This is a genomic window from Pontibacter sp. E15-1 (assembly GCF_022601975.1).
Taxonomy (GTDB): domain Bacteria; phylum Bacteroidota; class Bacteroidia; order Cytophagales; family Hymenobacteraceae; genus Pontibacter.
The window spans coordinates 46,760-73,227 of the sequence record NZ_JAKVIR010000028.1 but is presented as its reverse complement, the minus strand read 5'-3'; the positions used below and the strand labels follow the sequence as shown (position 1 = coordinate 73,227).

22 protein-coding genes and 1 riboswitch are annotated in these 26,468 nt (G+C 55.9%); of the genes, 8 read left to right on the top strand and 14 right to left on the bottom strand.

Annotation, left to right across the window (positions count from 1 at the left end):
- Positions 1-368: 368 nt before the first annotated feature.
- The 5 genes from MKJ04_RS18245 to MKJ04_RS18220 form a co-directional block, all read right to left on the bottom strand.
- Positions 369-803 carry an OsmC family protein gene (locus MKJ04_RS18245; RefSeq protein ID WP_241643104.1) on the bottom strand — a complete coding sequence of 145 codons (435 nt, stop codon included), beginning with the start codon at positions 801-803 and terminating at the stop codon, positions 369-371.
- Between the two features lie 226 nt (positions 804-1,029).
- Entirely contained in the window at positions 1,030-2,196 is a 1,167-nt protein-coding gene (locus MKJ04_RS18240; protein WP_241643103.1) for a trans-sulfuration enzyme family protein, read from the bottom strand.
- A gap of 435 nt (positions 2,197-2,631) precedes the next feature.
- The gene (locus MKJ04_RS22900; protein ID WP_317246731.1) at positions 2,632-4,170 is read right to left on the bottom strand and encodes a TSUP family transporter; all 1,539 of its coding nucleotides are present in this window, start codon (positions 4,168-4,170) and stop codon (positions 2,632-2,634) included.
- A gap of 30 nt (positions 4,171-4,200) precedes the next feature.
- Positions 4,201-5,034 carry a uroporphyrinogen-III C-methyltransferase gene (gene cobA, locus MKJ04_RS18225; RefSeq protein ID WP_241643102.1) on the bottom strand — a complete coding sequence of 278 codons (834 nt, stop codon included), beginning with the start codon at positions 5,032-5,034 and terminating at the stop codon, positions 4,201-4,203.
- A gap of 97 nt (positions 5,035-5,131) precedes the next feature.
- The gene (locus tag MKJ04_RS18220; protein WP_241643101.1) at positions 5,132-7,255 is read right to left on the bottom strand and encodes a nitrite reductase; all 2,124 of its coding nucleotides are present in this window, start codon (positions 7,253-7,255) and stop codon (positions 5,132-5,134) included.
- A gap of 474 nt (positions 7,256-7,729) precedes the next feature.
- Positions 7,730-7,831, bottom strand: a riboswitch (SAM riboswitch).
- 343 nt (positions 7,832-8,174) lie between these two features.
- On the opposite strand from MKJ04_RS18220, the gene MKJ04_RS18215 reads away from it, so the two are divergent.
- Positions 8,175-8,960 carry a PhzF family phenazine biosynthesis protein gene (locus MKJ04_RS18215; RefSeq protein ID WP_241643100.1) on the top strand — a complete coding sequence of 262 codons (786 nt, stop codon included), beginning with the start codon at positions 8,175-8,177 and terminating at the stop codon, positions 8,958-8,960.
- Positions 8,961-9,125: 165 nt separating this feature from the next.
- On the opposite strand, the gene MKJ04_RS18210 is transcribed toward MKJ04_RS18215, so the two are convergent.
- Positions 9,126-9,425: a hypothetical protein gene (locus MKJ04_RS18210; RefSeq protein WP_241643099.1), complete on the bottom strand. Its 300-nt coding sequence runs from the start codon at positions 9,423-9,425 to the stop codon at positions 9,126-9,128.
- A 683-nt stretch (positions 9,426-10,108) separates the two neighbouring features.
- Between MKJ04_RS18210 and MKJ04_RS18205 the strand changes: the two genes are divergently transcribed.
- The 6 genes from MKJ04_RS18205 to MKJ04_RS18180 all read left to right on the top strand — a co-directional run bounded on the left by MKJ04_RS18205 (position 10,109) and on the right by MKJ04_RS18180 (position 16,880).
- Positions 10,109-11,005, top strand: a complete 897-nt coding sequence (locus tag MKJ04_RS18205) for an EboA domain-containing protein (protein ID WP_241643098.1) — start codon at positions 10,109-10,111, stop codon at positions 11,003-11,005.
- Positions 11,006-11,058: 53 nt separating this feature from the next.
- Positions 11,059-12,003, top strand: a complete 945-nt coding sequence (locus tag MKJ04_RS18200) for a TatD family hydrolase (RefSeq protein WP_241643097.1) — start codon at positions 11,059-11,061, stop codon at positions 12,001-12,003.
- Positions 12,003-12,911, top strand: a complete 909-nt coding sequence (gene eboC / locus MKJ04_RS18195; RefSeq protein ID WP_241643096.1) for a UbiA-like protein EboC — start codon at positions 12,003-12,005, stop codon at positions 12,909-12,911. Before MKJ04_RS18200 ends, eboC begins: the two co-directional genes overlap by 1 nt.
- A 114-nt stretch (positions 12,912-13,025) precedes the next feature.
- Positions 13,026-14,207 (top strand): 3-dehydroquinate synthase, encoded by a 1,182-nt coding sequence (locus MKJ04_RS18190; RefSeq protein ID WP_241643095.1) that lies wholly within the window; start codon positions 13,026-13,028, stop codon positions 14,205-14,207.
- Positions 14,208-14,263: 56 nt separating this feature from the next.
- Positions 14,264-15,496, top strand: a complete 1,233-nt coding sequence (gene eboE, locus MKJ04_RS18185) for a metabolite traffic protein EboE (RefSeq protein WP_241643094.1) — start codon at positions 14,264-14,266, stop codon at positions 15,494-15,496.
- Positions 15,489-16,880, top strand: a complete 1,392-nt coding sequence (locus MKJ04_RS18180; protein WP_241643093.1) for an alkaline phosphatase family protein — start codon at positions 15,489-15,491, stop codon at positions 16,878-16,880. The genes eboE and MKJ04_RS18180 overlap by 8 nt, the downstream gene beginning before the upstream one ends.
- Before the next feature lie 166 nt (positions 16,881-17,046).
- Here the strand turns inward: MKJ04_RS18180 and MKJ04_RS18175 are convergent, their stop codons facing one another.
- From MKJ04_RS18175 to MKJ04_RS18160, 4 genes are all read right to left on the bottom strand, one after another.
- On the bottom strand, positions 17,047-18,258 hold the full coding sequence (locus MKJ04_RS18175; RefSeq protein ID WP_241643092.1) for a DUF3570 domain-containing protein: 1,212 nt from the start codon (positions 18,256-18,258) through the stop codon (positions 17,047-17,049).
- Positions 18,249-18,428, bottom strand: a complete 180-nt coding sequence (locus tag MKJ04_RS18170) for a DUF4266 domain-containing protein (RefSeq protein WP_410896834.1) — start codon at positions 18,426-18,428, stop codon at positions 18,249-18,251. Before MKJ04_RS18170 ends, MKJ04_RS18175 begins: the two co-directional genes overlap by 10 nt.
- 52 nt (positions 18,429-18,480) lie before the next feature.
- Positions 18,481-19,503 carry an FAD:protein FMN transferase gene (locus tag MKJ04_RS18165; RefSeq protein ID WP_241643090.1) on the bottom strand — a complete coding sequence of 341 codons (1,023 nt, stop codon included), beginning with the start codon at positions 19,501-19,503 and terminating at the stop codon, positions 18,481-18,483.
- 238 nt (positions 19,504-19,741) lie between these two features.
- On the bottom strand, positions 19,742-20,215 hold the full coding sequence (locus MKJ04_RS18160; RefSeq protein ID WP_241643089.1) for a thioredoxin family protein: 474 nt from the start codon (positions 20,213-20,215) through the stop codon (positions 19,742-19,744).
- 275 nt (positions 20,216-20,490) lie between these two features.
- Here MKJ04_RS18160 and MKJ04_RS18155 point away from each other — a divergent pair, with 275 nt between their 5' ends.
- Complete coding sequence (locus MKJ04_RS18155) at positions 20,491-22,335, top strand: glycoside hydrolase family 15 protein (RefSeq protein WP_241643088.1); 1,845 nt, start codon at positions 20,491-20,493, stop codon at positions 22,333-22,335.
- Positions 22,336-22,422: 87 nt separating this feature from the next.
- Here MKJ04_RS18155 and MKJ04_RS18150 read toward each other — a convergent pair whose 3' ends face one another.
- The 4 genes from MKJ04_RS18150 to MKJ04_RS18135 all read right to left on the bottom strand — a co-directional run bounded on the left by MKJ04_RS18150 (position 22,423) and on the right by MKJ04_RS18135 (position 26,466).
- A complete protein-coding gene (locus MKJ04_RS18150) occupies positions 22,423-23,211 on the bottom strand; it encodes a prolyl oligopeptidase family serine peptidase (RefSeq protein ID WP_241643087.1) in 789 nt (262 codons plus the stop codon).
- Between the two features lie 46 nt (positions 23,212-23,257).
- Complete coding sequence (locus MKJ04_RS18145) at positions 23,258-24,802, bottom strand: sulfatase (RefSeq protein WP_241643086.1); 1,545 nt, start codon at positions 24,800-24,802, stop codon at positions 23,258-23,260.
- A 105-nt stretch (positions 24,803-24,907) separates the two neighbouring features.
- Entirely contained in the window at positions 24,908-25,615 is a 708-nt protein-coding gene (locus MKJ04_RS18140; protein ID WP_241643085.1) for a DUF1080 domain-containing protein, read from the bottom strand.
- A gap of 29 nt (positions 25,616-25,644) precedes the next feature.
- Positions 25,645-26,466 carry a formylglycine-generating enzyme family protein gene (locus MKJ04_RS18135; RefSeq protein WP_241643084.1) on the bottom strand — a complete coding sequence of 274 codons (822 nt, stop codon included), beginning with the start codon at positions 26,464-26,466 and terminating at the stop codon, positions 25,645-25,647.
- Positions 26,467-26,468: the final 2 nt, after the last annotated feature.

The window sequence follows — 26,468 nt, the reverse complement described above, 5'->3', positions numbered from 1 at the left end:
AAAAATAGCTGTCCCCAAATTCTTCCAAAGCGTAGGGCCGTTGCCTTCACTTCTATGGCGCTCCGAAAGCTATCGGGGTGTCTTACAATAAGGTCGAGTCTGTGACTTGAATGGGCCAGAGGGCCAGTTTATACCTATAGCGCGAGCATTCTCGCTAGCATCATAGGTATAGGTTTAAGTAGAGAGAAACGGCTTTATTTTTTGAAAGGGAGAGGGATATGTGATGAATAATTGATAGTAGTATTAGACACTTTAGTAATTGACACTCACAGGTCTTTTAGACACTGTGAGGTCTGGTTTTATGCAAGAAGGCCGCTGCAGATGTTTCTGCGGCGGCCTTCTTGTCTTTTGCCTGATCTGGAATTGGTTTACTTCGTCACCTGGGCATGCTGCACCACGTTAAAGCTGTGCGTGATGGTGGTCGTTTTGTACAGGATAGCGGCTACGGAGCAATACTTATCCATTGAGAGGCTGACGGCTTTCCCTACCCGCTCCTCCTCCAGCGGCCCTCCCAATGTAAAGTGCACGTGAATCTCCTTGAACAGCGACGGCACGACACCGGCCTCACGCTCGGCGGTTACCTTTATTTTGAAGGAGTCGATCTGCTGGCGCTGCTTTTTCAGTATCTGGATAATGTCGATGGCGCTGCAACCGCCAAGGCCCATCAGCAGCATTTCCATGGGGCGGGCACCTGCATTTTGCCCCCCGATCTCCGGAGAGCCGTCGATATGCACCTCCACACCGGAAGCGCCTGCTCCTGCAAAATGAAAATCTCCGTCTACGCGTGTTAAATTAACTTCCATATATGATTTGATTTTTTATCGGTAACCTCCAAATAAGACACTTTGCGCTATCGGACACAAAAGCAATGAAGCAATATTTTACTTTAGTTACCTGCTCTTAAACTATACCCAATGCTGATATATACCTAATGCTGATACCGCGACGCTGCCCCCCCTGACGCTGGTGCGAGCTTGCAGCAAAATCCATAAAACAATTGACAACCAACAATTAACAATCAACAACCACCTATACCTTAGCCAGTGCCTGCTCAATGTCTCCAATAATGGCTTCGATGCCTTCCAGTCCCACGGAAACCCTGATCAGCCCGTCGGAGATACCGGTGGCGGCTTTCTCTTCAGCGGAGAGCTTGGAGTGCGTGGTAGAGGCCGGGTGCGTGGCAATGGTGCGGGTGTCGCCCAGGTTCGCGCTGATGGTGGCCATCTGCAGGTTATCCATAAAGCGCTTGGCCGCCTCATACCCTCCCTTCACCACAAACGTTACGATGCCGCCGCCCTGGCGCATCTGCTTTTTGGCAAGTTCATACTGCGCAAACGAGGGCAGGAACGGGTAGTTCACCACCTCCAGCGCCGGGTTGTTCTCCAGCGTCTGGGCTACTTTCAGGGCGTTCTCGCAGTGCTTGTCGATGCGCAGCGAGAGTGTCTCGAGGCTCTTGGACAGCACCCAGGCGTTGAACGGCGACATGGCCGGACCGGTATGGCGCGAGAAAAAGCGCACTTCCTTGATCAGGTCGGCACGGCCCACGATGAGCCCGCCCAGCACGCGGCCCTGTCCGTCGATATACTTCGTGGCAGAGTGCACCACCAGGTCGGCGCCAAAGTCGATGGGGTTTTGGAGGATGGGCGTGGCAAAGCAATTGTCTACCACCAGCAGGAGGTTGTGCTTTCGTTTCAGCTCGCCCAGCCACTCCAGGTCGATCAGCTCGAGGCCCGGGTTAGAAGGCGTCTCCACCAGAATCATCTTGGTTTGTGGCGTGATCAGGCGCTCCCACTCCTCAGGCTTGCGGGCATCGGCATACGAATGCGTGATGCCCCAGCGCGGCAGGATGGTTGTCAGCAATTGGTGGGTGGAGCCAAACACGGCCCGGCCCGCCAGAATGTGGTCGCCCGACTTCAGCAGCGAGGCCATACTGGTGAACACGGCCGACATACCGGTGGCGAAGGCGAAGCCGTCTTCTGCGTTCTCCAGGTAACACATTTTCTCCACCAGCTCATCCACGTTGGGGTTGGAGAAGCGCGAGTAAATGCTGCCCGGCTCTTCGTCGGCAAACACGGCACGCGCCTGCTCTGCGTTTTCGAAGGCGAAGCTGGAAGTGAGGTAAAGGGGTACCGAGTGCTCCCGGTTATGGCTGCGTTTCGCCTGCAGCCGTATGGCGTTTGTTTCTTTGTCAGACATAAATTGGTTTGATTGCGGAAAAACTGAGCATGCTTTTGCAAGTCACACAATCATGCTACAAGTTACTAAAATAACCTGAGCCTGAAACAACGGAAAGTTGCCCTAAACTCAGGTAACACACAAATTCGAGAGAACATAAGTTAACGTGAATTCCATATTTAACAGCTTTAGGATAGCTTGAAACTGTTAAATTTAATAGCTTGCTTTGCGCTCCACGCCCGCTGGGGCGCGTTTTTCCGCTCGGCGCTGTGTAGTTGAAGCTGCCTTCGCTCTGCTCAGGCTGCCTCACTGCGTTCGGCACCGCAACACCTACAAGGCGCTTCCCGGAAAAACTGGGAATCATTTTGTCTTTATCTTACTGTATGATACCTCTAGAGTGTCTACTATCTAAAATTTAAAGGAATTTAAATCACAGTTATTCTTAAGTTTAATTACCTACACAAAAGCCATGTAGATCAGGCGCAGGCTGACGATAATGACCACTATCCCCACAATGATCATCATGGTTTTAACGGGGATCTTACGGGCCATATACGCACCGAGTGGCGCGGAGATGGTGCCGCCCAGAATCAGGCCGATGATGATCTGCCAGTGCGAGATGCCGGCCAGCGAGATGAACGCCGCCGAGCTGGCAAACGACACGAAGAACTCTGCCAGGTTCACGGAGCCGATGGTATACATTGGGTGACGGCCCTTGGCAATGAGCGTGGAAGACACGATAGGCCCCCAACCGCCGCCGCCAATGGCATCCATAAAACCGCCCACCGCACCAAGCATGCCCAGCCGCTTTACGGGGCTCTTCTTCACGCGTTTCTTCAGTACTTTCCGGATAATCAGGATGCCCAGAAACAAAGTATAAATAGCTACGACCGGCCTGATGAGGTAGATGTACTGCTCCAGCGCAAAGAGCAGGTAGGCACCTGCTATGGCCCCCAGCACGCCAGGCACCACGATCGTCTTAAACAGCTTGCTGTTCACGTTCCCGAACTTGAGGTGCATCCAGCCGGAGGCACCGGAGGTGAAAATCTCTGAGGCATGCACGCTGGCACTGGCGGCGAGCGGCGTCACGCCGAAGCTCAACAGAAACGTGGTGGCACTCACGCCGTAGGCCATACCCAACGCGCCGTCAATCAGCTGGGCGACAAAGCCCGCCAGTATGAAAATGAGAATCTCAGAGTCTACCTGCGCGGCCACGTCCAGGGCCAGGTTGCCGATAGTGGCGAACGGGATGTAGCTAAACAGGATATGCCCGGTCACCATCAGCGACACAGCGGCAAACACCAGCATCAGGATATACTTCAGGCTGTACTTCGGCAGTTTCTTCTGGCCCACGTTTGGCGCTGTGGGCTCTACCAGCACCTCGGTTGCCTCGTTCAGGCGCTTCACCTTATAGGCAAAATCGCCGGTAAGCTGCGCCCGCAGGCGGGTCATCTTGTCCAGCACCTGCTCCAGCTCATCGGGCAGCGCCTCGTTCAGCACCTGCTTGATGCGCTTGGCAACAGTCGGGGATTTCCCGTTGGTGGAGATCGCCAGTTTCAGGCTGCCTTTCTGCACAATCGAGCCCAGGTAAAAATCGCATTGCAGCGGTGTGTCTGCTACGTTGGTGAGGATTTTGCGCGACTTGGCCAGATCCCGGATCGTGATGTTGAGCACGTGGTCGTCTGTGGCCACCAGCACCAGGTCGCGGTCCGCCAGGTCTGTTTCCTGAAACTCGCGCCGCACCAGTTGCACCAGCGGATGCCGCTGCGCCAGTTCCTCCAGCTCCGGCAGTATCTCAGGGGCCACCAGCACGACCTGGGCCTGCGGGCTGTTGGCCAGGATGGCGGAAAGTTTCTCAAGCCCCACGGCACCACCTCCCACCACCAGCGTTTGCAGTTGCTCCAGCTTCAGAAAAATCGGGAACAGCGGGTTGATAACGGGCTGCACGGCAGCCACAAGAGGATCGGTGATGGGTTGTTGAGAACCGTTACTCATTTCTATCTCTGTACTGTAGGTATAACTGGGTTATGCGCTTGCCAGCTCCGGGGCCCGCTCCAGGTCCAGGGTATAGCGCAGCGACGGATGATAGGCAACCACCTCCCCGATCATGATGATGGCAGGTGCCCCTACCCCTTTGGTTTCTGCGCGTTCCACGATGTTGTGGACATTGCCCAGCACAATTTTCTCATCGGGCAGCGAGCCGTTCTGAATCACTGCCACGGGTGTGTCGGCTTTGCCGGCGGCCATGAACACGTCCACGATCTGGGGCAGCTTATTCAAACCCATCAGGATGATCACACTGGCATTGGATTGCGCGGCCAACGGAATGTCGCTGGATATCTCGCCCGATCGGGTCGTGCCCGTGATCACCCAGAAGCTTTCGTTCACGCCCCGGATGGTAAGCGGAATCTGCTGCAGCTCGGGCACCGCCACGGCACTGGTTATACCCGGCACCACTTCGGTAGCGATGTTGTGTTTGTCTGCGTACGCCAGTTCCTCGTAGCCGCGCCCGAACACAAACGGGTCGCCACCCTTCAGGCGCACCACATGGCCATAGGCCAAAGCCGATTCCACAATGAGCCCGTTTATCGCGTCCTGCGTCAGGCTGTGTGCCCCGGCGCGCTTGCCCACAAATATTCTTGGCGTGTCGGCATCCGCATGATCCAGAAGCGCAGGGTTCACCAGCGCGTCATACAGGATCACGTCGGCCTGCTGCAGCGCCCGGATCGCTTTCAGGGTAATCAGCTCCACGTCGCCGGGGCCAGCGCCCACCAGCGTCAGCCTTGGCTGTCTGGCGGTTGCCGCTTCCTGGCGCGTGCTGCTTACTTCCTGCTGTGTTTCCTTACTTCGTGCTGCCATCTCGCTCCAATTTAAAAGACTGAAAAATAGTGTGGCTGAAAGATGGACAGGTGAACGGATTTCCTCCCTGCGCTCCGCACCCTTCAGCCACACAAAACTATTTTACCGTTTCGGCGCTTGCGTTCTCGCGTTGCTGCTGTCGGTAGGTGGTTGCCTGCTGCAAAAACAGAAGGGACTTGCCAAGGTACTCGTTTGCAAACGCCTCTGTCGGCTCCAGTTGGTTGATCCGCAACACCTCGCTCTTAAAATCAGGCGTGAAGCTGAAAACGCCCTCCGATACATAATGCGTGTCGAAGTCCTGGATAATCCCGGCCTGCGTGTTACACTTCACATCTTTGTCGAGCAGCAGGGCCTTGGCCGTGCTGATGTAGGCGCTGTAGCCATAGTAGAGGGCGTCCGCAAAGCGCTTGTCTTCCAATGCTTCACCCGCCCACTCCAGCTTCTCATCCGCCTCATACAGCAGGGTAGCCACCAGGTCTATCATCACACCGGCGCACTCGCCCACGCCGATGGCGGTCGAGAACTGCTCCTGATGCCCCCAGTCGATATAGTCGTCCGGCGTCAGGGTTGTCAGGTCGGCCAACGGCTTCAGCATCTGGTAGAAATAGTCTTTCCCGTTTCTGTCGAAGTAGGCGTTGAAGCGCTCGTTTTCCTGCTTGTTGGCCTGGAAATCGTTGATCACCTGGCGCACCACCTCGGGGCCTCGCTTGCTCGGCACTTTAAGGAGTTTCTGCGCGATGCGGCCTTCGCCGTTCGCCACTGTGCCACCGCCCAGCAATACCTGCAGGGCCGGCACCACGCTTTTGCCGCTTTTCAGCGACGAGCCGTGGAAGCCCAGGTTAGCCATACCGTGCTGGCCGCAGGAGTTCATACAACCGCTTATTTTTATCTTGATATCAGTGTTGAAGAGCAGTTCGGGGTATTCCTGCACCAGCATGTTTTCCAACACTTTGGCCGTGGTCATGCTGTTGGAGATACCCAGGTTACAGGTGTCGGTGCCAGGGCAGGTGGTAATGTCGGCCACGCTGTTAAAGCCTGGCTCTGCCAGCCCCAGCGCGTCCAGCTGCGCGAACACAAAAGGCAGGGCCTCCTGGCGCACGTACTTCAGCAGCAGGTTCTGCCCCTGCGTTACCCGTATATCGTCGGCGGCGAAATCGCGTACCAGCGGGGCCATTGCCCTGGCCGTGTCGCTGCTGATGTCGCCGATCTGCACTTTGATGTATACCCCGTAGAAGCCGTCCTGCTTTTGGGCGAACACGTTGGTTTTCAGCCAGCGGTCGTACTTTTCGGTGTCCTCGATCACAAAATCAGGGATTTCACGCGCCGCTGGTATGGAGGGTGAGAAATCCACGGTCGTGTCGACCTCGAAGGTGTGTGCCTTAAGGGCGGTATACTCCGCATCCACCAGGCGCATCACCTCCTCTAAACCAAGCTTCGCGATCAGGTACTTGAAGCGGGCCTTGTTGCGGTTGTTCCGTTCGCCGTGGCGGTCGAAGACGCGCAGCACGCCCTCTATCAGGGGTATGACTTTGTTCTCGGGCAGAAACTCGTAGGCGGTATGGGCCAGGGCCGGCTGGGCTCCCAGTCCGCCGCCGATCATCACTTTAAAGCCGCGCACTGTTTTTCCGTTCTCCTCCCGCACCTTCGGTATAAAGCCCAGGTCGTGCATGTATGACAAGGCCGTGTCCGAGTCGCTGGACGAGAAGGACATCTTGAACTTGCGGCCCATGTCCTGGCAGATCGGATTGCGCAGGAAGTAGCGGAAAGCCGCATCGGCATATGGCGAAACGTCAAAGGGCTCCTGCGGGTCTATCCCGGCCTCAGGCGAAGCCGTGACGTTGCGCACCGTGTTACCGCAGGCCTCGCGCAGCGTAATGTCGTCCTGCTCTAGCTTGGCCCACAGTTCCGGGGTTCTGTCCAGGCTCACGTAGTGTATCTGGATGTCCTGACGCGTGGTCAGGTGCAGGTTTCCGGTAGAGTACTCATCGGAGATGCCAGCGATGCGCAGGAGTTGCGTGGTGGTCAGCCGCCCGAAAGGCAGCTTGATGCGCACCATCTGCACGCCTAGCTGGCGCTGCCCATATACCCCACGGGCAAGGCGCAGGCTCTTGAACTTGTCTTCCTGCAATTTGCCCTCGCGGTACAGCCGGATTTTCTTTTCCAGCTCGATGATGTCTTTTTCTACAATCGGATTCTCTAACTCGGTTCTAAAGGTTTGCATACTGCTATTTTGTTATATGGAGGAGCCAAAAGGCCTCTGCTCAAAAATGGTATAAATTTATAGAGGAAAACAAGCTACTTGCCGCCCCCGGGCAATCCATGCTTCAACAACAGCAGGTATAGCCTGCTGCGTTCAGGAAACACCCGGCGGAGTTATGCAGCAAAGGCACTGCATCGGGGTATGGCACAAAGGGGGAAGCAAAAAACGACATAGACTCTTTAAAATGTGCCCAAGGCTCGCGTAAGTGCCCAGGGCACGCGCAATCTGTGGTCGATACTATTTGTTAAGGTGATGTTTCCCTTTGTGGGCGGCTCCTGCTGGTGCGCGTGGGGCCGAAGGGGGAAAATGGGGGTTTCCTTTAGCAGGAACAACAGCAACAACAGCACGCCTTCTGCGGGGAGACCGCAAAGGGAATGTTAGCAGCTGAAGCTGGATTGGTATGGGATGTGCCTGATGTCTTGTTCATGATTCTATAATTTATATTTCCCCTTCGTTGGGCAGGACTTGGCACCTTTCCGATTGGATGGTTGCCAGAGGGTCGCAGAGCCTGTTCTCTCGCCTCTTCGTCTATAAATTTCTTGCGTGTAGCAATAATATTCTTTACAAAAGTAGAAAATAATTATCATTTCCTATGCAGAATTGATAAAATCGTAAAGTTTTTCTACTCTTAGCATGCTAACAGGCTCTTCCCGCAAATAGTTTCGTGCAGGCAAAAGGAAAGGGGCAGGCCCCGAGCCACCGGCCTTCCTGGAGCTGCCCCAGCCTGTCGCCTCATGCCATACCCACCGTGCGTACTTTCGGCTTTGGCCGCTCCGATAACTAAATGTCCGGGAGTGTTTTCAGTTATACCCGGATGCCTTATCTTTACCCCTGTGCCAATTATAGTGTGTGCACCAGACCCTGTCTATAATAACGACCCATGAAGATAAAGCTATACCAGGTAGATGCCTTTACACACACGCTGTTTGGGGGAAACCCCGCGGCGGTGTGCGTGCTGGAGGAATGGCTGCCCGAAGTGACCATGCAGCACATCGCGGCCGAGAACAACCTGGCCGAGACGGCCTTTGTGGTGCCGGACGGCGATGGGTATAAGATCCGCTGGTTTACCCCGACCCTGGAGGTGGACTTGTGTGGGCATGCCACGCTGGCCTCGGCGCATGTGCTGTTCAACTATTACGGGCATCCGTCTGCTGTCCTGAGGTTCCACTCGCCCCGGAGCGGGGTGCTCACTGTTGAGAACAAAGGGTATGCCCTGACCCTTGACTTTCCGGTGGACGAGGTGCAGCCAGTGGAAGTGCCAGCGGCGCTGGTGCAGGCGTTTGGTGCCGCGCCACAGGAGGCGTACCGGGGCAAAACCGATTACCTGCTGCTCTACAGCACGCAGGCGGAGATAGCGGCCATGCAGCCAGACCTCAAAGCCGTGGCGAGCGTAGGGGGCAGAGGGGTGATTGTGTCGGCTCCGGGCGACGAGGCGGATTTCGTGTCGCGGTTCTTTGCCCCGCAGGCAGGCATCGACGAAGACCCCGTTACCGGCTCGGCGCATACCACCCTCGCCCCCATCTGGAGCCTGAAACTCGGGAAAACCGTACTCAGCGCCCTGCAACTCTCGAAACGGGGAGGCGAGCTGCGCTGCGAGATGGCCGGAGACCGGGTAAAAATATCCGGCAAGGCCGTGACCTACCTGATCGGCGAAATTGAGGTATAGCTGCCGCTGGCCGCTAGGCAAAAACTATTAACAGTGCGCCAAACGGTGCTCCCTAGTCTTTCAACACAAAGGCCCCTCCGTATTCCGGAGAGGCCTTTGTGTTAAGAGCATGTATATTTAAATCTATCTTCCCGATATGAAGCGAGAAAATCAAGCGGAAGCGGTCTATACCATCAGGGAGTCAACAGGCAATTTCTGCAGCAGCTCCCTGCATACTCGCTTGGTTTTAACATGAACTGAGAACCAGGAATAATTGCTCCTCAACTGCTCAAAGTTAGATCCTTCCACCACGCCATTCAGTCCCTTGCTTGTGAGTGCATCTGCCAGCACCCCATCCTCAATCACGAAAGAATCTACCACCAGGCCGCCGTTCACAAAAGAACAGGCGAGACCTTGCTGGTCAATTTTGTACAGTAAAGTTTTGCTATTGTTCAGTCCCTTCTCAATTCTTTCTAATTCCTTCATAGCGGTCTTTTAAGTTGTTTTGGTTACACATGGTATACAAGTTAAATAGAAGTATCGTTCAAATATATAATGAATTATTTCAAATAAATCATAATCTTAAGTGAAAGGTACTATTTACATGGTAGATATAACTAATACGTTTAAACATCTATCGTTTTAGCACTTAACTAAGCGGCATGCATACTAATTTTGATATCATTTCCTGTTGACGCTGGCAAAATAAATAGCGCGATTGGATTTGAAAATCAGCATGATGCATTGTACTTAAAACCAGGTATACCGTTACTTACCGCCCAATGGGATGGGTGAGCCAAATTTGCACAAGCGATAAGGTAGGAGAGACAAGGTTTCTCCAACTAATTAGTCTCTTCAGGCGGGGATAAAAGTAGGCTGCTGGTGCAGTCATACCCCTTTGCATGGACTTTGCATCCCGGCCGAACATTTCCTTTCCCGTAGGTTTATATATATGCATCATTCTTTTTACCTTTACCTGTGCTTCACTTGGTATCAGGCTGGCGTCGTTGTTTAAACTTTATACCAGTTTGCACGAGGCAAACAAGCCACAGCCCGTACAGGAGTGCATTTGGCTGTGTGCCGGGTGCCATAGCCGTTGGCTGCAGTATGGCAATGCCGGAAGTACCTGTATTTTGCTTTGTTGTGTATCTTAAAACCTTATTCATATCGTGTACCAGGCAAACATCTCCGAAACAAAAGCATTTCTGAAAAGCATCCTCGGGCGCAGTACGTCTGTGCAAGGCAACGATTGGCTCACCCAGAAAATGGAACTGGTGGGAAACGACACCTCAAAAGCGCGGGACCTCTACCTTGCCTTCAGTGCCGCCCCCCGGTTTGTAGGCAAAGAGAAGCTCCAACTGACTGATGCCGAGGTAGCGCAGGCCAACACCATCCGGCCCGGCTTCAGTCCCAGCGGCTGGACCGCAGACCGGGCAGCCCGTACGCTGCTGCTGCTCTCGCTCCCGACGGGTGATGCCGAGGCCTTTGTGAAGCAGATCGAGACGCTTTTCGGCACCGCCGACATGGGCGAACTGGTGGCACTGTACGGCAGCCTGCCGCTGCTGCCGCACCCGGAGCGATTTACGCACCGGGCCGCAGAGGGCGTGCGTACCAACATGGGCGACGTGTACGAGGCGGTGGCGCTGGACAACCCCTACCCTGCCGACTATATGGAGGAAGACCAATGGAACCAGCTGGTGCTGAAGACGCTGTTTGTGGGCAAGCCGCTCTACCGCATATATGGCCTAGAGACACGCAGCAACCCCAAGCTCGCGCACATGCTCTCTAGCTATGCCCACGAGCGCTGGGCAGCAGGTCGGCCCGTGTCGCCGGAGCTGTGGCGGCCGGTAGGGCCCCATATTGACACAGCGATCCTCCCAGACATCCAGAAGCTTTTCGTGCAGCCGGACGAGACGGAACGGGAGGCTGCCGCACTGGCCTGCGCCAGCAGCAGCTTCGGGCCTGCCAAAGAACTTCTGGCAACGCACACCGCCTTAAAACAGCGCGTGGAGAATGGCGAGCTAAACTGGGACCGCATCGGGCAAGCGGCGGCGGCGAAAGCCTAACGAAACAAGAGACGATTTTATACCCATCCATACATCACAGATAAAACTTAGATATGAATACGCAAAACCTGATGCTGATTGACCCGCACATCCACATGACCTCCCGCACCACCGACGATTACGAGCGCATGCGGAAAGCCGGGATTGTGGCCATCATCGAACCTGCCTTCTGGCTGGGCCAGCCCCGCACCGAGGTCGGCTCTTTCAAGGACTATTACAGCAGCCTGGTGGGTTGGGAGCGTTTCCGGGCGAGCCAGTTCGGCATCAAGCACTACTGCACCATCGGTCTGAACTCGAAAGAGGCAAACAACGAGGCCCTGGCCGAGCAGGTGATGGAGCTTCTGCCCCTGTTCATTTATAAGGAAGGCGTGGTTGGCGTGGGTGAGATTGGGTATGACGACCAGACCGCGGCCGAGGACAAGTACTACCGCCTGCAACTGGAGCTGGCCAAGGAAACCAGCATGCCCGTGCAGATCCATACCCCCCACCGCGACAAGAAATCCGGCACCCTCCGCAGCATGGAAGTGAGCCTGGAGCATGGCATCGCCCCGGACATGGTGATTGTGGACCACAACAACGAGGAAACCGTGAAGGACGTGCTGGACCGCGGCTTCTGGACGGCCTTCACCATCTACCCGCATTCCAAAATGGGCAATGAGCGCATGGTGGAGATCGTGAAGCAGTATGGCTCGGAGCGCATTATCGTGAACAGCGCCGCCGACTGGGGCATCAGCGATCCGCTTTCTGTGCCGAAAACGGCCTCTTTGATGCTGGAGCGCGGTATTTCGATGGAGGATGTACGCAAGGTGTGCTACCAGAATGCCCTGGATGCCTTTGGCAAGAGCGGCCAGATGCACGAGTCGGACTGGCTCGACAAAAACATGATAGATCAGCGCGAGAAGTTCTCCGACAACTCCATCCTGCGCGGTGGCCAAACCCCAGTGGTAGGCGACCTGGATGCGGATGAGGGCGAGATGGGCTCAAACATCGTACGTTAATGACGCGATTCGGAGCATACCTGCGCCTCATGCGCCCTGCCAACATCGTTACCGCCATCGCCGACATCCTGATGGGCTTTGCGGCCTCCGGGATGCTGTTGACAACACCTTTCTGGGAAAACGGCCTGAGCGTCGAAACACTGCAGCCACTGGGCTGGCTGGTGCTGGCAACCATCGGCCTGTATGGCGGCGGTGTGGTGTTCAACGATGTGTTTGACGCTGACCTCGACCGCGTGGAGCGCCCCGAGCGGCCTATCCCGAGCGGTCGAGCTACAGTTTCAGGGGCGGCCACGCTGGGTATAAGTCTGTTGGTTTTGGGCGTGCTGGCGGCGTGGCAGGTATCCGGCATTAGTGCCATCATTGCACTGGCGGTTGCAGGCCTGGCCGTGCTTTACGACTGGAAAGGCAAGCACCACAATTTCCTGGGGCCGATCAACATGGGCTCGTGCCGTGGCGGCAATTTGCTGCTGGGTATGAGCGCCGTTCCGGCTGCTATAGAGCAACTTTGGTTTATGGCCCTTATCCCCATTGTATACATTGCCGCCATCACGATGGTGAGCCGGGGCGAGGTGCATGGCGGCAACATGGCTGCTTTGCGCGGCGCCGTGCTGATGTATGCGCTGGTGTTTGGCGGCATTATCAGCCTGGCGTTTTTGCCGCAGTTTAACCTGCTGTATAGCCTGCCTTTTTTGCTATTGTTTGCCTACCTCATTTTTCCACCGCTTTTCAAAGCCATGCCCACCAAAGAGCCCCGGCTCATTATAAAAGCGGTGAAAGCGGGCATTTTGGCATTGATTGTGATGAACGCCAGTATGGCCGCGGGGTTCGCGGGCTGGCAGTATGGCCTCGTGGTATTGCTGTTGCTGCCGGTTTCTATATACATTGCCCGCAAATTTGCCGTTACCTGAGAATTGTTGCACCTTTTCGACTGTTATACCTTCAGGCAGTGCCTCAACCTTTCAGGCAGAAGCCGTTTGGCAGCCGCTTGACATGAACCATGATTTACCCTTTTTCGATTCGATATGAAGCCAATTGAGCAGTCGTTTACAGTGCAGTTTCAGTACGGCGTGTACTTTACAGCAGGGCTTTTCAAGCCCGACAACACTGTGTTCACAGATGTGCTGCAACAAGATAAAGGCACTACCCCGCGCAGAGTGTTTTTTGTGATCGATAGCGGCGTGGCCGATGCGCACCCGCAGCTGGCCGATGAAATAAAAGACTACGCTGCCGCCAACCAGGGTATGATGAAGCTGATGGCCGAGCCGATGGTGATAACCGGCGGCGAGGAAGTGAAGAACAGCCTCGAACTTCTGCAGCGACTGCTGGAAGCGGTGAACATCCACGGCATCGACCGCCATGCCTATTTCGTGGCTATTGGCGGGGGCGCTGTGCTGGACATGGCCGGTTTTGCCGCGGCCATTTCGCACCGCGGCATCCGCCATATCCGCATCCCGACTACGGTGCTGTCGCAGGACGACTCGGCGGTGGGTGTGAAAAACAGCTTTAACTTTTTCGGCAAGAAGAACTTCCTTGGCACTTTTACCCCGCCCTTCGCCGTCATCAACGACAGTGATTTCCTGCTGACGCTGGACGACCGCGACTGGCGCGCCGGAATCTCCGAGGCCATCAAAGTGGCCCTTATCAAGGATGCCGCCTTTTACAAGCAGATCAAGCAGGATGCGACGAAGCTGGCCCACCGCGATTTGCCGGCCATGCAGCTGCTCATACATCGCTGCGCTGAAATGCACGTGGACCACATCGGCGGAGCCGACCCCTTTGAGTCAGGCTCGTCGCGCCCGCTGGATTTCGGGCATTGGGCCGCGCACAAACTGGAGCAACTCACGGACTATACCCTGCGCCACGGCGAGGCTGTTGCCATCGGCATGGCCCTCGACGTGACCTACTCCTTCCTGAAAGGAATGCTGACCGAGGCGGAATATGAGGATATCCTCGAACTGCTGGAGGACCTGGGCTTTGCCGTTTATGTGCCTGAGCTTTCACAGACAGAAGCCGGTACCGGGCATCTGAGCGTGTGGAAAGGCCTGCAGGAGTTTCGGGAGCACCTCGGGGGGCAACTCACCATCATGCTGCTGACCAGAATCGGTGCAGGCGTGGAAGTGCACCACATGGAGGAACCGCTCGTGCGGGAGGCCGTAAACCTATTGCAAAAGCGCCACCAGCGCCAACCCGCCACGAACTTATAGAGCAGTCGGGCCGGTGATATGCTGGCCGCTGTTTCATACCAAAAAACAGACGAAACATGTATCTGGACACAGGACATCATCTTACCTATTGCACCAACATCCATCCCGGCGAATCGTGGGCCGAGGTCTTTCAGCAACTCAAAGCCTATTTCCCGCCGCTCAAACAAAAACTTTCCCCGGATCAGCCTTTTGGCATCGGGCTGCGCCTCTCCAACCTAGCCAGCGAAGAGATTCTAGAAGGCAACCATTTGCAGGAGTTTAAGCAGTGGCTGACGGAGCAGGATTTGTATGTGTTTACCATGAACGGTTTCCCGTACGGCGGCTTCCACCATCAGTCGGTGAAGGACAACGTGCACAAGCCAGACTGGACCACGGATGCCCGCCTGGACTATACCCTACGCCTCGCACGCATCCTGGTGGAACTGTTGCCAGCCGGTATGGAAGGCGGTATTTCCACCTCGCCCCTTTCCTACAAGCCCTGGTTTATGGGGGAGGACGACTCGAAGATAAAATCGGTGTTTAACAGCGCCACCAAACGCCTTGTCAAGCTGGCGGAGGCGCTGGTCAACTTAAAAGAGGAAACGGGCAAAACCATTCACATCGACATTGAGCCGGAGCCGGACGGGCTGCTGGAGAACAGCAAGGAGGTCATCAATTATTACCAGGAGTGGCTATTGCCGGAAGGTATAAAAGCGCTACTGGAGTCGCGGGGGATGGAGAAAGAAGAAGCCCGGGCCGCCATACTGCAGCACATTCAGCTTTGCTACGATGTCTGCCATTTCGCGCTGGCCTACGAAAAACCAGCTGAGGCCTTCGCCAAACTCAGGCATGTGGGTATAAAGATCGGGAAGATACAGCTGAGCGCGGCCCTGAAAACCGAGCTGCCCAAAGACGTGGAAACACGCGGGGAACTGGCCGAGGCGCTCGCCGGGTTTGCCGAATCCACATACCTGCACCAGGTGGTGGAGCGCGGCGATGACGGCACGCTAACGCAGTACCCCGACCTGACTTTTGCGCTGCAGCACATCCGGAAGCCGAACGCTGTGGAATGGCGCACGCACTTCCATGTGCCGGTGTTCACGCAAACTTACAATGGCCTTGAATCGACACAGCAGGACATTGTGGACGTGCTGCAACTGGTGCGGGACACGCCACACACTGCCCACCTCGAGGTAGAGACCTATACCTGGGACGTGCTTCCCGAAGACATGAAAAAAGACCTTGCAGAGTCCATTCAGCGCGAGCTGGAGTGGGTTCTGACTACTATAAACGACAGGCAACATGCGTAAAACAGTCGTGCTGGACGTGGTGGGGCTCACGCAATCCCTCCTCGGCAAAAACACACCGTTCCTTTCTAAATGGGCCGCGGAGGCAAACCAAAGCATTATTCGCCCGGTGGTGCCGGCGGTCACCTGCACGGCGCAGTCCACTTACCTCACCGGAAAATGGCCCGAGGAACACGGCATCGTGGGCAACGGCTGGTACTTCCGAGACGAGGATGAGGTGAAGCTCTGGCGGCAGTCGAACAAGCTGGTGCAGGCGCAGAAGGTATGGGACGTGGCGAAAGCCAAAGACCCGAACTTCACGGTGGCCAACATGGGCTGGTGGTATAACATGAACACCACCGCCGATTATACCCTCACCCCGCGCCCGCAGTACCTGGCCGACGGCCGTAAAATGCCCGACTGCTATACCCAGCCCGCCGACCTGCGCGACACGCTGCAAGCCAAACTGGGCACGTTTCCGCTGTTCAATTACTGGGGCCCGAAAACCTCCATCAAGTCGAGCAAGTGGATAGCGGATGCCAGCAAAATAACCGACGACCTGTATAACCCGACGCTAACGCTCATCTACCTGCCACACCTGGACTATAACCTGCAGCGCCACGGCCCCAACGATGCGCGCGTGGCCAAAGACCTGCGGGAAATAGATGCCGTAGTGGGCGACCTGATCACGTTTTATGAGGCCAAAGGCGCCGAGGTGATTGTGCTGTCGGAGTATGGCATCAGCGAGGTGAGCCAGCCGGTGCACCTGAACCGCGTGCTACGCACCAGTGGCTATATTGCCGTGCGCGAGGAACGCGGAACGGAGCTACTGGACACGGCCATGAGCAAAGCCTTCGCCGTTGCCGACCACCAGATCGCGCATGTCTACATCCAGAACCCAGCCGATATACCGGCGGTGCAGGAGTTGCTGCGGCAAGTTCCGGGCGTGCAGGAAGTACTGGCCGGAGCGGAGCGCGACAAATATCACCTGTCCCACGAGCGGTGCGGCGAGTTGGTGGTAATTGCCGATGCCAAATCCTGGTTTACCTACTATTTCTGGCTCGACGATAGCCGTGCCCCGGACTACGCCCGCATGGTGGATATCCATAAAAAACCAGGTTACGACCCCGTGGAGATGTTTGCCGACCCGACCATCAAGTTCCTGATGCCAAAAGTGATCGGGAAGGTGCTGAAGAAGAAGCTGGGTTTCCGGATGGTGATGGACATTATCCCGCTGGACGCCACGCTCATCAAGGGCTCGCATGGCCGCATCCAGGAAGACAAAGCCGAGTGGCCGGTGCTGCTCACCAAAAACAAGCAGCCGCTACCCCAGGAGCTACAGGCCGTGGATGTGTTTGATGTGATCCTGCAGCATTTAGAAATAGCGAAACAGGAAGTGATGCCGTAGCATTTAGTGCTCCTCCAAATTATAAATTAAGAATTAGAAATGAGGCATAAAGCCGTTTCTAGTCATATAAAAACAAATGCTAATTCTGGTAATTAAATTGGTCGAGTACATAGGCAGTATAAATTGAAAGCGGGCCGCAGCTTACACAGTTGAGGCCCGCTTTCTTTTACTCGCTCGGTATGGTAAAGCCAAAGTCGGTGCTGAAAATCATGGAGGTTAAGCCGTCACTGCGCCAATAGCGGCCAGCCCGCAGGTCGATGCTCTTGAGTTGGGTGCTGTTGCTCGTGAAGGGCAGTCCGAACTTGGCGATACCGAACAGCGGCGAGTAACGCACGCCTAACCCTAGCTTTTGACTATTAAAATTTGAGAGATCATAATCGGAGGTATAAAACTCCTCACTCAGGCTGTGTTCTTTAAAAGCCGCGAAATAGTCGGCGGCCTTTTGCGTATGGTAGCGGTAGAAAGGGTATATCGAGAAAAACGGCCCAATTTTAAACGGCACCTCCACCTCAGCGGTATTCCCGATCAGGCCCCAGCTATCGGCATAAAAGCGGTAGAAGAGGCGCATCGTGATCAGGTCGCTGACGTAGTAGTTCAGACGCAACCCAATCGGGTATTTCAGGCGGCTGTCCGGCAACTGTTCTACCTGGACCGTCTGCTGCTCCCGGAAGTATACCCTGTGAAATGGCGTCGAAAGCAGGCCGGTCTGGTACACCAGGTCTGCCGAGATCGACCCCTGCAAACGCTTGCTGATAACCTGCGAAAGGGTGGCGGAAAAGTTGTACGACTGGCGCTTGTCTGTGTCTACCAGACTTCCCTGTCCCCGCAACTCTATGGGGTAGATCAGCTTCCAGGTATCAAAGTACACCTGCCCACCCACGCTCAGTTCGCGGTTCCCGTCCCGCGACTCCTGAGACCAGCCCAACCCGAGCGACAGCGACTGGTAATCATACTCCGTAGAACCGCCCACCGTAATGCTTTTAATTGTGCGGCGGACGCTGTTTCGGCGGCTCAGGCCCACGTTGATGTGGGTGCGGGTATCAGAACTGGAGGCGGAGGAAACGTTAAAGTCGATGCGGTCGGTGGAGGCGGAGGTATAATAGTCCATGCCGAAATTCACGTTCAGGTTCGTGACCGTATCCAGCGGCACGTTTACGATGATAGTGGGTGTAAAATCGGTGAGCTCTTCCGTCCCGATGCCGCCTGTTACCGGCGAGTGGTTGCCGTCCTGGCTATAGTAACTGGCCAGTATGTTCACATCGGAAGGAGGCAGTTGTTGCACGCGCTTGGCGGAATTGCCCTCCTGCCCGAAGGCAGCAGTGGCTACTAGAAAAAATGCCAGGGCCAGCATCCCATAAACTAAAAGCCTTAGTTGCATCCGCACCCTCCTCCCACTTTACCGCCGTTTGCGCCCGAGCTTCCCTCGCGGTATGATTCGAAGTTCACCTCAAACGACTCCAGCCCGCGGGTACTGAGCTTCATCTCCTCCTCGTTAAGGTAGGTTTTCTGATAGGGCATTACCGCCTGGCAACTGCTCGCGAGCGCCATCAGGGCCAGGGAGGAGCCAACAATACAATATCTCAGGTGCTTTTTCATGCCATCACTTTAAGGGAACCGGCTGAGCAGTATTGCCAGCAGTATTTTTTTGGTTGTTGTAAAAATGCAGGTGCAGGTTATCCGACGTCACCATTTCATCGGTGTCCGTCAGCAGCAGGCACTCTACCCCTTTCAGTTGGTTGATCAGGTATAATCCCTCCTCGCGTCCCAGCACCGAGACGGCCGTTGCCAGTGCATCGGCCAACTCGCCGTTTGCGCAGACAATGGTCACGCTTTTGAGGCCCGACACCGGAAACCCGGTGCGCGGGTCGATGATATGGGAATACCGCTTGCCATTCAGCGTTACGTTCTTTTCATAGTTGCCGGATGTCACCACCGAGGTTTCGTCTGCCGTTAGCCACGAGAACACCTTGTCCTTCTCGGCAGGGTCGGCCACGCCCACGTACCAGGGCTGTCCATCAGCCTGTTTGCCCCAGGTCACCAGGTCGCCGGCAGCGTTTACTACACCGCCTGCCATACCCATCTCCCGCATCACATCGCGGGCGCGGTTGGCGGCATACCCCTTGCCTATACCCCCAAAGCCTATTTTCATACCGGTTTCCTTCAGGAACACAGAGTGGTCTGCCGGGTTCAGGATGATGTTTCTGTAGTTGATTTTAGAAACGGATGCTGCCACCTGTGCTTGCGTGGGCAGGGTTTTCATCGAGCCATCAAAGTGCCATACCTTGTCGATAGCGGCAAATGAGATATCGAAGGCGCCGCCGGTCATCTCAGAAATGCGGTTACTGCGGCTGATCAGGTCATACAGTTCGGAAGCTACCGCAACGGGCTTTATACCTGCGTTCCGGTTAATCGCGCTGGTTTGGGAGGTGGGTTGCCATTCGGAGATCAGCGCCTCGATGCGTTTTATTTCCGTAATGCCCGCCGCTATCGCCTCCCACCCCCGCTGCTCGTCGCGGGTAACAACTGCCAGCTCGAAGCGGGTGCCCATCAATAGCAAAACCTTCCTGTACGTGTTTGGCTCTTTGGTCGGGAGTCGTTGGGCACGTGCTGGTGGCAGGACCATGCACATAAAAAGGAGAAGTAAAAAAAGAGAGCGCGGCATACAACGATCGGGTAGTATGTTGGCATACGCAAAAAACCGCTGCGCCATCTAATCAAAAGGGTTTAAGGTTTAAACAACAAGTATAACGGAAACGCAGGTATAAATTTCGTTTTGGGAAGTGAAATTTATACCTGCGTTTCCGTTATACCTGCTTTACAGAAAGTAAAAACCCGCCTCTGTGGGAGGCGGGTTCAGGCATTTAATGCTGCAGCAGTGTGTTCAGGTGTTCGATGTATTTTTCCGGCCCGCCTGCCTGGTAGCCCGTCGTGGCCAGCACCTTACCGTATTCATCGGTCAGCACCACCAGCGGGAACACGCCCTGCTTATTATAGCGGGCAGCAAGCGCCTCGTTTTGTTGCACCTGCTCGGCGGGCAGCTGGTTTTTCTTCAACCTCGGGAAGTCCAGCTCCACCAGCACCAGGTTGTCTGCGGCATAGCGTTTAAACGCTTCCGACTCCCATACCTCCTTGCGCAGCATGATACAGGGTTTGCACCAGTCCGAACCGCCAAATACCATCAGGATGGGCTTGTGTTCGGCTTTTGCCGTTTTACTGGCTGCTTCATAATCCAAATTCCATTTCTCGCCGGCGGCGGCTATTTGCTGGGTAAAGGCACTGGCCATACTTAAAAACAGGGCAAACAGCAGCGGTAGCAGGATAGTTTTCTTATTCATGGTATCGTGTTATTAATGTGTATGATGACCGGTTTAACAGGCGGAAGCCGCTGCATAGATCCAAATCCCGTGCCATACCTAAAAGCGAAATCTGCCTTGTCTACAACGTAACTGAACCGATTTTCATTATACCCCCGAAAGCCTCATCACCATTTTTTCTGGGAGATCTTTCCCCCCTCCGGATTGCACTGCAAAAGGAAGGATTCCGCCCGCTTCCGGCACAACGCAACCCACAGCCAGCCGTTAGGAGATAAGAGCACCAAATGCCCCTGCCCATGCAAACAGACTACTGCCCCATCGCCAATTACGGTATCATCGGCAACATGCACACCGTGGCCCTGGTATCGAAATACGCCTCTATTGATTACCTGCCCTTTACCCGCTTCGACTCCCCCACTATTTTCACGGCGCTGCTGGACAAGAACAAGGGCGGGTATTGGCAAATCAAGCCGAAGCACCCCGAAACACGCTACAAACAGCTGTACCTGCCAGACACCGGCGTCCTGATCACCCGTTTTTTCACACCTGAGGGTATGGGCGAGCTGACGGATTTCATGCCGCTCCGGCGCAACAACTTCAGTTGCTCGGTGGTGCGCATGCTCACCGTGATCAAGGGGAGCATGACGTTCGGGATGGAGTGCAGGCCGCGCCCTGATTATGCCCGTGCCAGCCACGAGGTGCTGAACGAGGACGGCGCGCTGCTCATCCGGAGCAAGGGGGCCGACAAGGCCGAGTTCCGGTTTATCTCCGACCAGCCGGTGCAGGTGCAGGAGGGCGACCTGCTGGGCGAGTGGACGATGGAGCAGGGAAGCCAGGCCTCTTTTGTGCTGGAGGCCGTGCCGCAGGAGGAAAGTTCCTTTAAGGGCCGGGAGCTGCAGTATTATACCGACATCGCCTTTGCCGACACCGTTGCTTACTGGCGCGACTGGGCCGAGCAGAGCACCTACCAGGGGCGCTGGCGCGAGATGGTCCTCCGCTCTGCCATCACCCTCAAGCTGATGACCTCCCTGGAACACGGCTCCACCATCGCCGCTGCCACCTTCGGCCTACCCGAGGTGCTGGGCGGTAGCCGGAACTGGGACTACCGCTTCACCTGGATCCGCGACGCGGCCTTCACGATGTATGCGTTTCTGCGGCTGGGCTTTATCGGCGAGGCGAAGCACTTTCTGCAATGGATCATCCTGCGGTGCAAGGATATGGTTAAGGCCTCGGATCTGCAGCTGATGTATGCCGTGGATGGCGAGACGCAGCTGCAGGAGCAGGTGCTGGACCATCTGGAGGGGTATGTGGGCTCCGGCCCGGTGCGCATCGGCAATGCGGCTTTCCAGCAGTTCCAGCTGGATATCTACGGCGAGCTCATCGACACCATCTACCTCTACAACAAGCATGGTGGCCCCATCACGTATGCCTTCTGGAAAGACCTGACCGTATTCGTCGATTTTGTGGTCGAGAACTGGAAGCAGCCGGACCATGGCATCTGGGAGGTGCGCAACGAGAAACGGGAGTTCCTGTACTCTAAGGTGATGGCCTGGGTGGCGCTGGACCGGGCCATCCGGATTGCCCGCGACCGTTCTTTCCCGGCGCCGCTAGCGCAGTGGCTCGAAGCGCGCGACGCGATTTACAAAGATGTGTATGAGAACTACTGGAGCGAGGAGCGCCAGGCGTTTGTGCAGTACCGTGGCGCTACCGTGCTGGACGCCTCTGCGCTGGTGATGCCCCTGGTGCGGATGCTCAGTCCGGCAGACCCGCGCTGGCAGGCCACACTGAAAGCCATTGAGGAAAACCTCGTGACCGACTCGCTGGTATACCGTTACAGCACCGAGCGCGGCGCTTCCGACGGTCTGGATGGCACAGAGGGCACCTTCAGCATCTGCTCGTTCTGGTACATCGAAAACCTCAGCAAAGCCGGGCAGGTAGACAAGGCGCGGCTGCACTTCGAGAAGATGCTGGGCTACGCCAGCCATCTGGGGCTATACTCCGAAGAGATCGGGCTGCAGGGTGAGTTGCTCGGTAACTTCCCGCAAGCGTTCACCCACCTGGCCCTGATCAGCGCCGCCGTAGAGCTAAACAAAAGCCTTTCCACGAAGAAAGGCGGAGAGAAAAACCCACTGTATACCTAACGTAAACGCGCATTTCCCTGCTCGGAGCTGGCTAGCGGATGCCTGTTTATACCTCCGCCAGGCATCTATAAGTACCCCTGAATCACCCTATTGGTGAGAGAAGAGCCATTCCAGCAGCGCGGGCTCTTTAAACGCATAGTCCCAGCTGTTGTGGTTTACTCCCGGATAAATCGTCAGCTGCACGTCGCCTCCGGCGTCTTCAAGCGCGGCAGCCATAATCCTGGATTTCTCCACCGGCACCACGCTGTCATCTTCCCCGTGGAAAACCCAGAGGTCCACTTTTTTCGCATACTTTCTGGCGGTAGCCGGGTGTCCGCCCCCGCAAATCGGGAAAGCAGCCGCAAACGTGTTGGGCTTGCGGCGCAGCAACTCGAAGGTGCCCATCCCGCCCATCGAGAGGCCGCCCAGATACATCCGCTCTTTGTCGATAGAGCCGCTTTTCTCCAGCTGCTTCAGCAGGCCCATCAGGGAGCGCATCGCTTCGGTGGGCTTGCCTTTCTCCTGAAAGTTGAAGGTACGCTTGCCCGCCTCGTCTTTCACGATGTCCACGTTGGACCAATAGGAATCTGTGGGGCATTGTGGAAAAACAACAATCGCCGGAAACTGTTCCTGCTCCTCCAGAAAGCGCTTTGCGCCATACACCAGTTGCTTCTGGTTGTCGTCTCCCCGCTCACCGGCACCATGCAGCACCAGCACCAGCGGGTACTTTCTGGCAGGGTCAAAATTTTTGGGGTATAGGATGCGGTAGGGCAAGGTGTCATTCCCTTTCACATATGTTTTCCGGGCATAGGCATCCAGTTCTCCCTGTGCCTGTACTCCTGCCGCAGTGAAAAACAGACATAGCAGGAAGGCGAAAAAGCAGGTGTGTTTTATCATGTTGCTGATGTTGAGGTATATGTATAAATTCTCGAGTTCACTCGGGTTAGTAAGTACCTTTAAATGGCAGGTCGATACGGCGGTAGGGAGAGTTTTTGAGCGGTATCTGCAAGCCGTTCGTAGCTTCCAGCCAGTTCCACATATCTGCTTTCAGTTCTTTGGCTACCGCCTCGTATTCCGGGTTTCGGATGAGGTTGTTCATCTCCTGTGGGTCTTTCTGGATGTCGTACAGCTCGTTGATGTCCCACACGCCGTGGTTGTAGATGTACTTGTACTGGTCGGTGCGGACGCCGAAAATCGTGGGCGTCTGCGGGAAAGCCCATTCCCAGTAATACTCATAGTACATTTTGTTGCGCCACGCAATTTGCTCGCCCTTCAGCAGGGGCAGGAAGGAGTTTCCTTGCATCTGCGCGGGCTTCTCCATACCGGCCATCTCCAGCACGGTCGGGGCGATGTCCACGTTCATCACCATCTGCGGCACTTTCGTACCCGGCTTGATAAGGCCGGGGGCGCGGGCCAGCAGCGGCACCCGGATAGACGCCTCATACATGTCCCGCTTGTCGATCAGGCCCAATTCCCCGAACTGGAAGCCGTTGTCGCCCATATAGATCACCATCGTGTTCTTGTCGAGGCCCTCTTTCTTCAGCCAGTCCAGCACGCGGCCAATGCTCTCGTCCACGCTCAGGAGGGTTTCGAGGTACTGCCGATAGAAGTCGTCGAACTGAATCGCTCCGTCATACATGCCGTCCACGCCGTGCCAGCTGTTGCGCTGCCTGCGCACCCACTCCGGGATGTCACGGGTGTTCACGGGAGTTGTTGGGGCCTGCACCATACCCCAGCGCTTGCTCGAATCGGTAGCGGTGAGGTACATGGAGGGCGGGCTCACCACCTGGATGTTTTTATACACGTCCCGGTGCCGTTTGGCTGGCATAAACTCCGAGTGCACGCCCTTGTGCGAGAGGTAGGCGAAAAACGGCTTGTTCTTGTCGCGCTGCTTCAGCCAGTTCAGGGTATAATCCGTCAGCAGGTCGGTGGTATAGCTGCTGTCGGGTTGTTTTACTTCCTTGCCGTCTACGTTGAAGGTCGGGCTGTAGTATACCCCCTGGCCCTTGAAGCTCACCCACTTGGTAAAGCCGGGCTGCGGCTGGTCGTCGGTGTTGCCCATGTGCCACTTCCCGAAAAAGCCGGTCTGGTAGCCCTTCTCCTGCAGATACTGCGGGAAGAAGGTAAGCCCCTCGGGCAAGGCGGCGCTGTTGTCCACGATCTGGTGGGTATGGGCATACTGCCCGGTCAGGATGGAGGCGCGGCTGGGCGAGCAGAGCGAGGTCGTGACAAAGGCATTCTGCAGGTGCGCGCCCTCTTTGGCCATGCGGTCCATGTTCGGGGTTTTTAGGCCCGGCACCTTGTTCATGAAACCCATGAAATCATACCGGTGGTCATCGCTCAGGATGAAAATCACGTTCAGGGGCTTCGCTTCGGCCTGTTTCTTCTGGGCCTGCACTGTTCCGGCAGCGCAGAGCATCTGCAGCGTGATCATCAGGAGCGCAGCCGCCCGAAAAGGGGTGCGCAGGAAAGTAAACGTCTCTTTCATGTTTCTTTCGTTTAAGTGATGCAGTAGCCGGCACGACATATAGAAGCGGCTTTTATACTGCGAATAATTCAAATACCTGTATGCAAGCGCTGTATGCGCGCGGTTTTATTCCGTTAGTTCCTTGTCCAGTTCTTTGATGGCGATGTTGCGGAAGCGATGCGTTGCCCCGGGAGCCCACGACTCCAGGCCGTTCCAGTCGAAGGCTGCCGGAGAGAAAAGCGCCGTCCAGTGCGACTGGAAGCCGATCATACCCTCGGTGGCCCCTGCCACGAAATCGTTTTTGGGTTGCGTCACGTCCCACATCTGCACGCCGTTTATCCAGAGCGTGAGGTGCGGCTCCTCGCCCACCATCCGAATCCGGAACGCGTTCCAGTCGTTGGCTTTCCATACCCGCTCCCGCTCAGTCGCCTTCACGCTATTGCTGACCGGCATGCGCTCTCCCAAGAGGCTGCCCGTGCTGCCCGCCGTCTCGTCCAGCTCAATCTGGTAAGCGATGCCGCTTTCGGAGGAGCGCAGAAAAATGCCGCCATTCGAGAAAGTGTCGATTTTCGCCTCTACATACAGCTCAAAGTTCTTGTATTTTTTATCCGACAGCAACACGCCGCCTTGTCCGTAGGGTTGCTGCCGTAGCACAATCGCACCGTCCTCCACCCGCACATCGGGCGTAGTGCCCTGGTGCGTGGTGCGGCTGATATGCCAGCCCTCCAGGTTTTGGCCGTTAAAAATGGGCCTGAACCCCGCGGGTGCCTGTGCGCCCGCCGTGAGGCTCAGCAAAACAGAGAAGAGGAACAAGGTGATACTTTTTAGCTGCATACGGCTTCTTATCCCAGTTTCGTGTATACTTATTTATTGGCTTCCATCACCACCCGCAGCCCCACGTCGAAGCCGTTGCCCGGACCGGCGGCGTGCGTTTTGTAGGTGGCATTTTTCGCGTCGCCGGTAAAGGAAGCGCCCTTCAGTACATGCTGCTTGCCGGAACGCGGCGGCACCGGGTCCGCGAAAATCTTCTCGTTGTAATAGTCCTGCACCCATTCCCATACGTTGCCCAGCATGTCATACATCCCCCAGGCATTCGGTTGCTTCTGCCCTATGGCGCTGGTCGTGTTGCCGCCTTTCACGGCCACCTTGTTCATCTCCGCCCACGGAATATCATCCTTTGCCCCGGCTCTGGCTGCATACTCCCACTCAAACTCAGTGGGCAGGCGGTAAGTATGCTTTTTATCCAGCGTGTTCAGCGTCTTTACAAAGGCCTGCGCATCTTCCCAGGTCACGTTTTCCACCGGGTGCTGTTTCGCGTCGTCGGGCACCTTGTCGCCCTGGAAGAAGGACGGGTTGCTGCCCATCACCTGCTGCCACTGCGCCTGCGTCACCTCAAACTTACCGAGGTAGTAGGGCCGCTCGATGGTTACCTCAAAACCGGGCATGGCCGCATTGCGGGCCATTTCCTCCGCCACGGCATATACCGAGTCGGGTAGCCATTGCCTGTTGGTGTTGCTCCTGTCGGGTTTGCCTACGGTGGGCTGGTACTGGCCCACCACCAAGCTGCCGGGCTTTATCAGCACAAACTCCATCCCGACGGGGTTGGTATAGGCGGGCTCCTGCGCAGTAAGGGCACAGCCACAAAGCAACAAGAGGGGAAGCAGCAACAGGGGGTTCCGTTTCATGC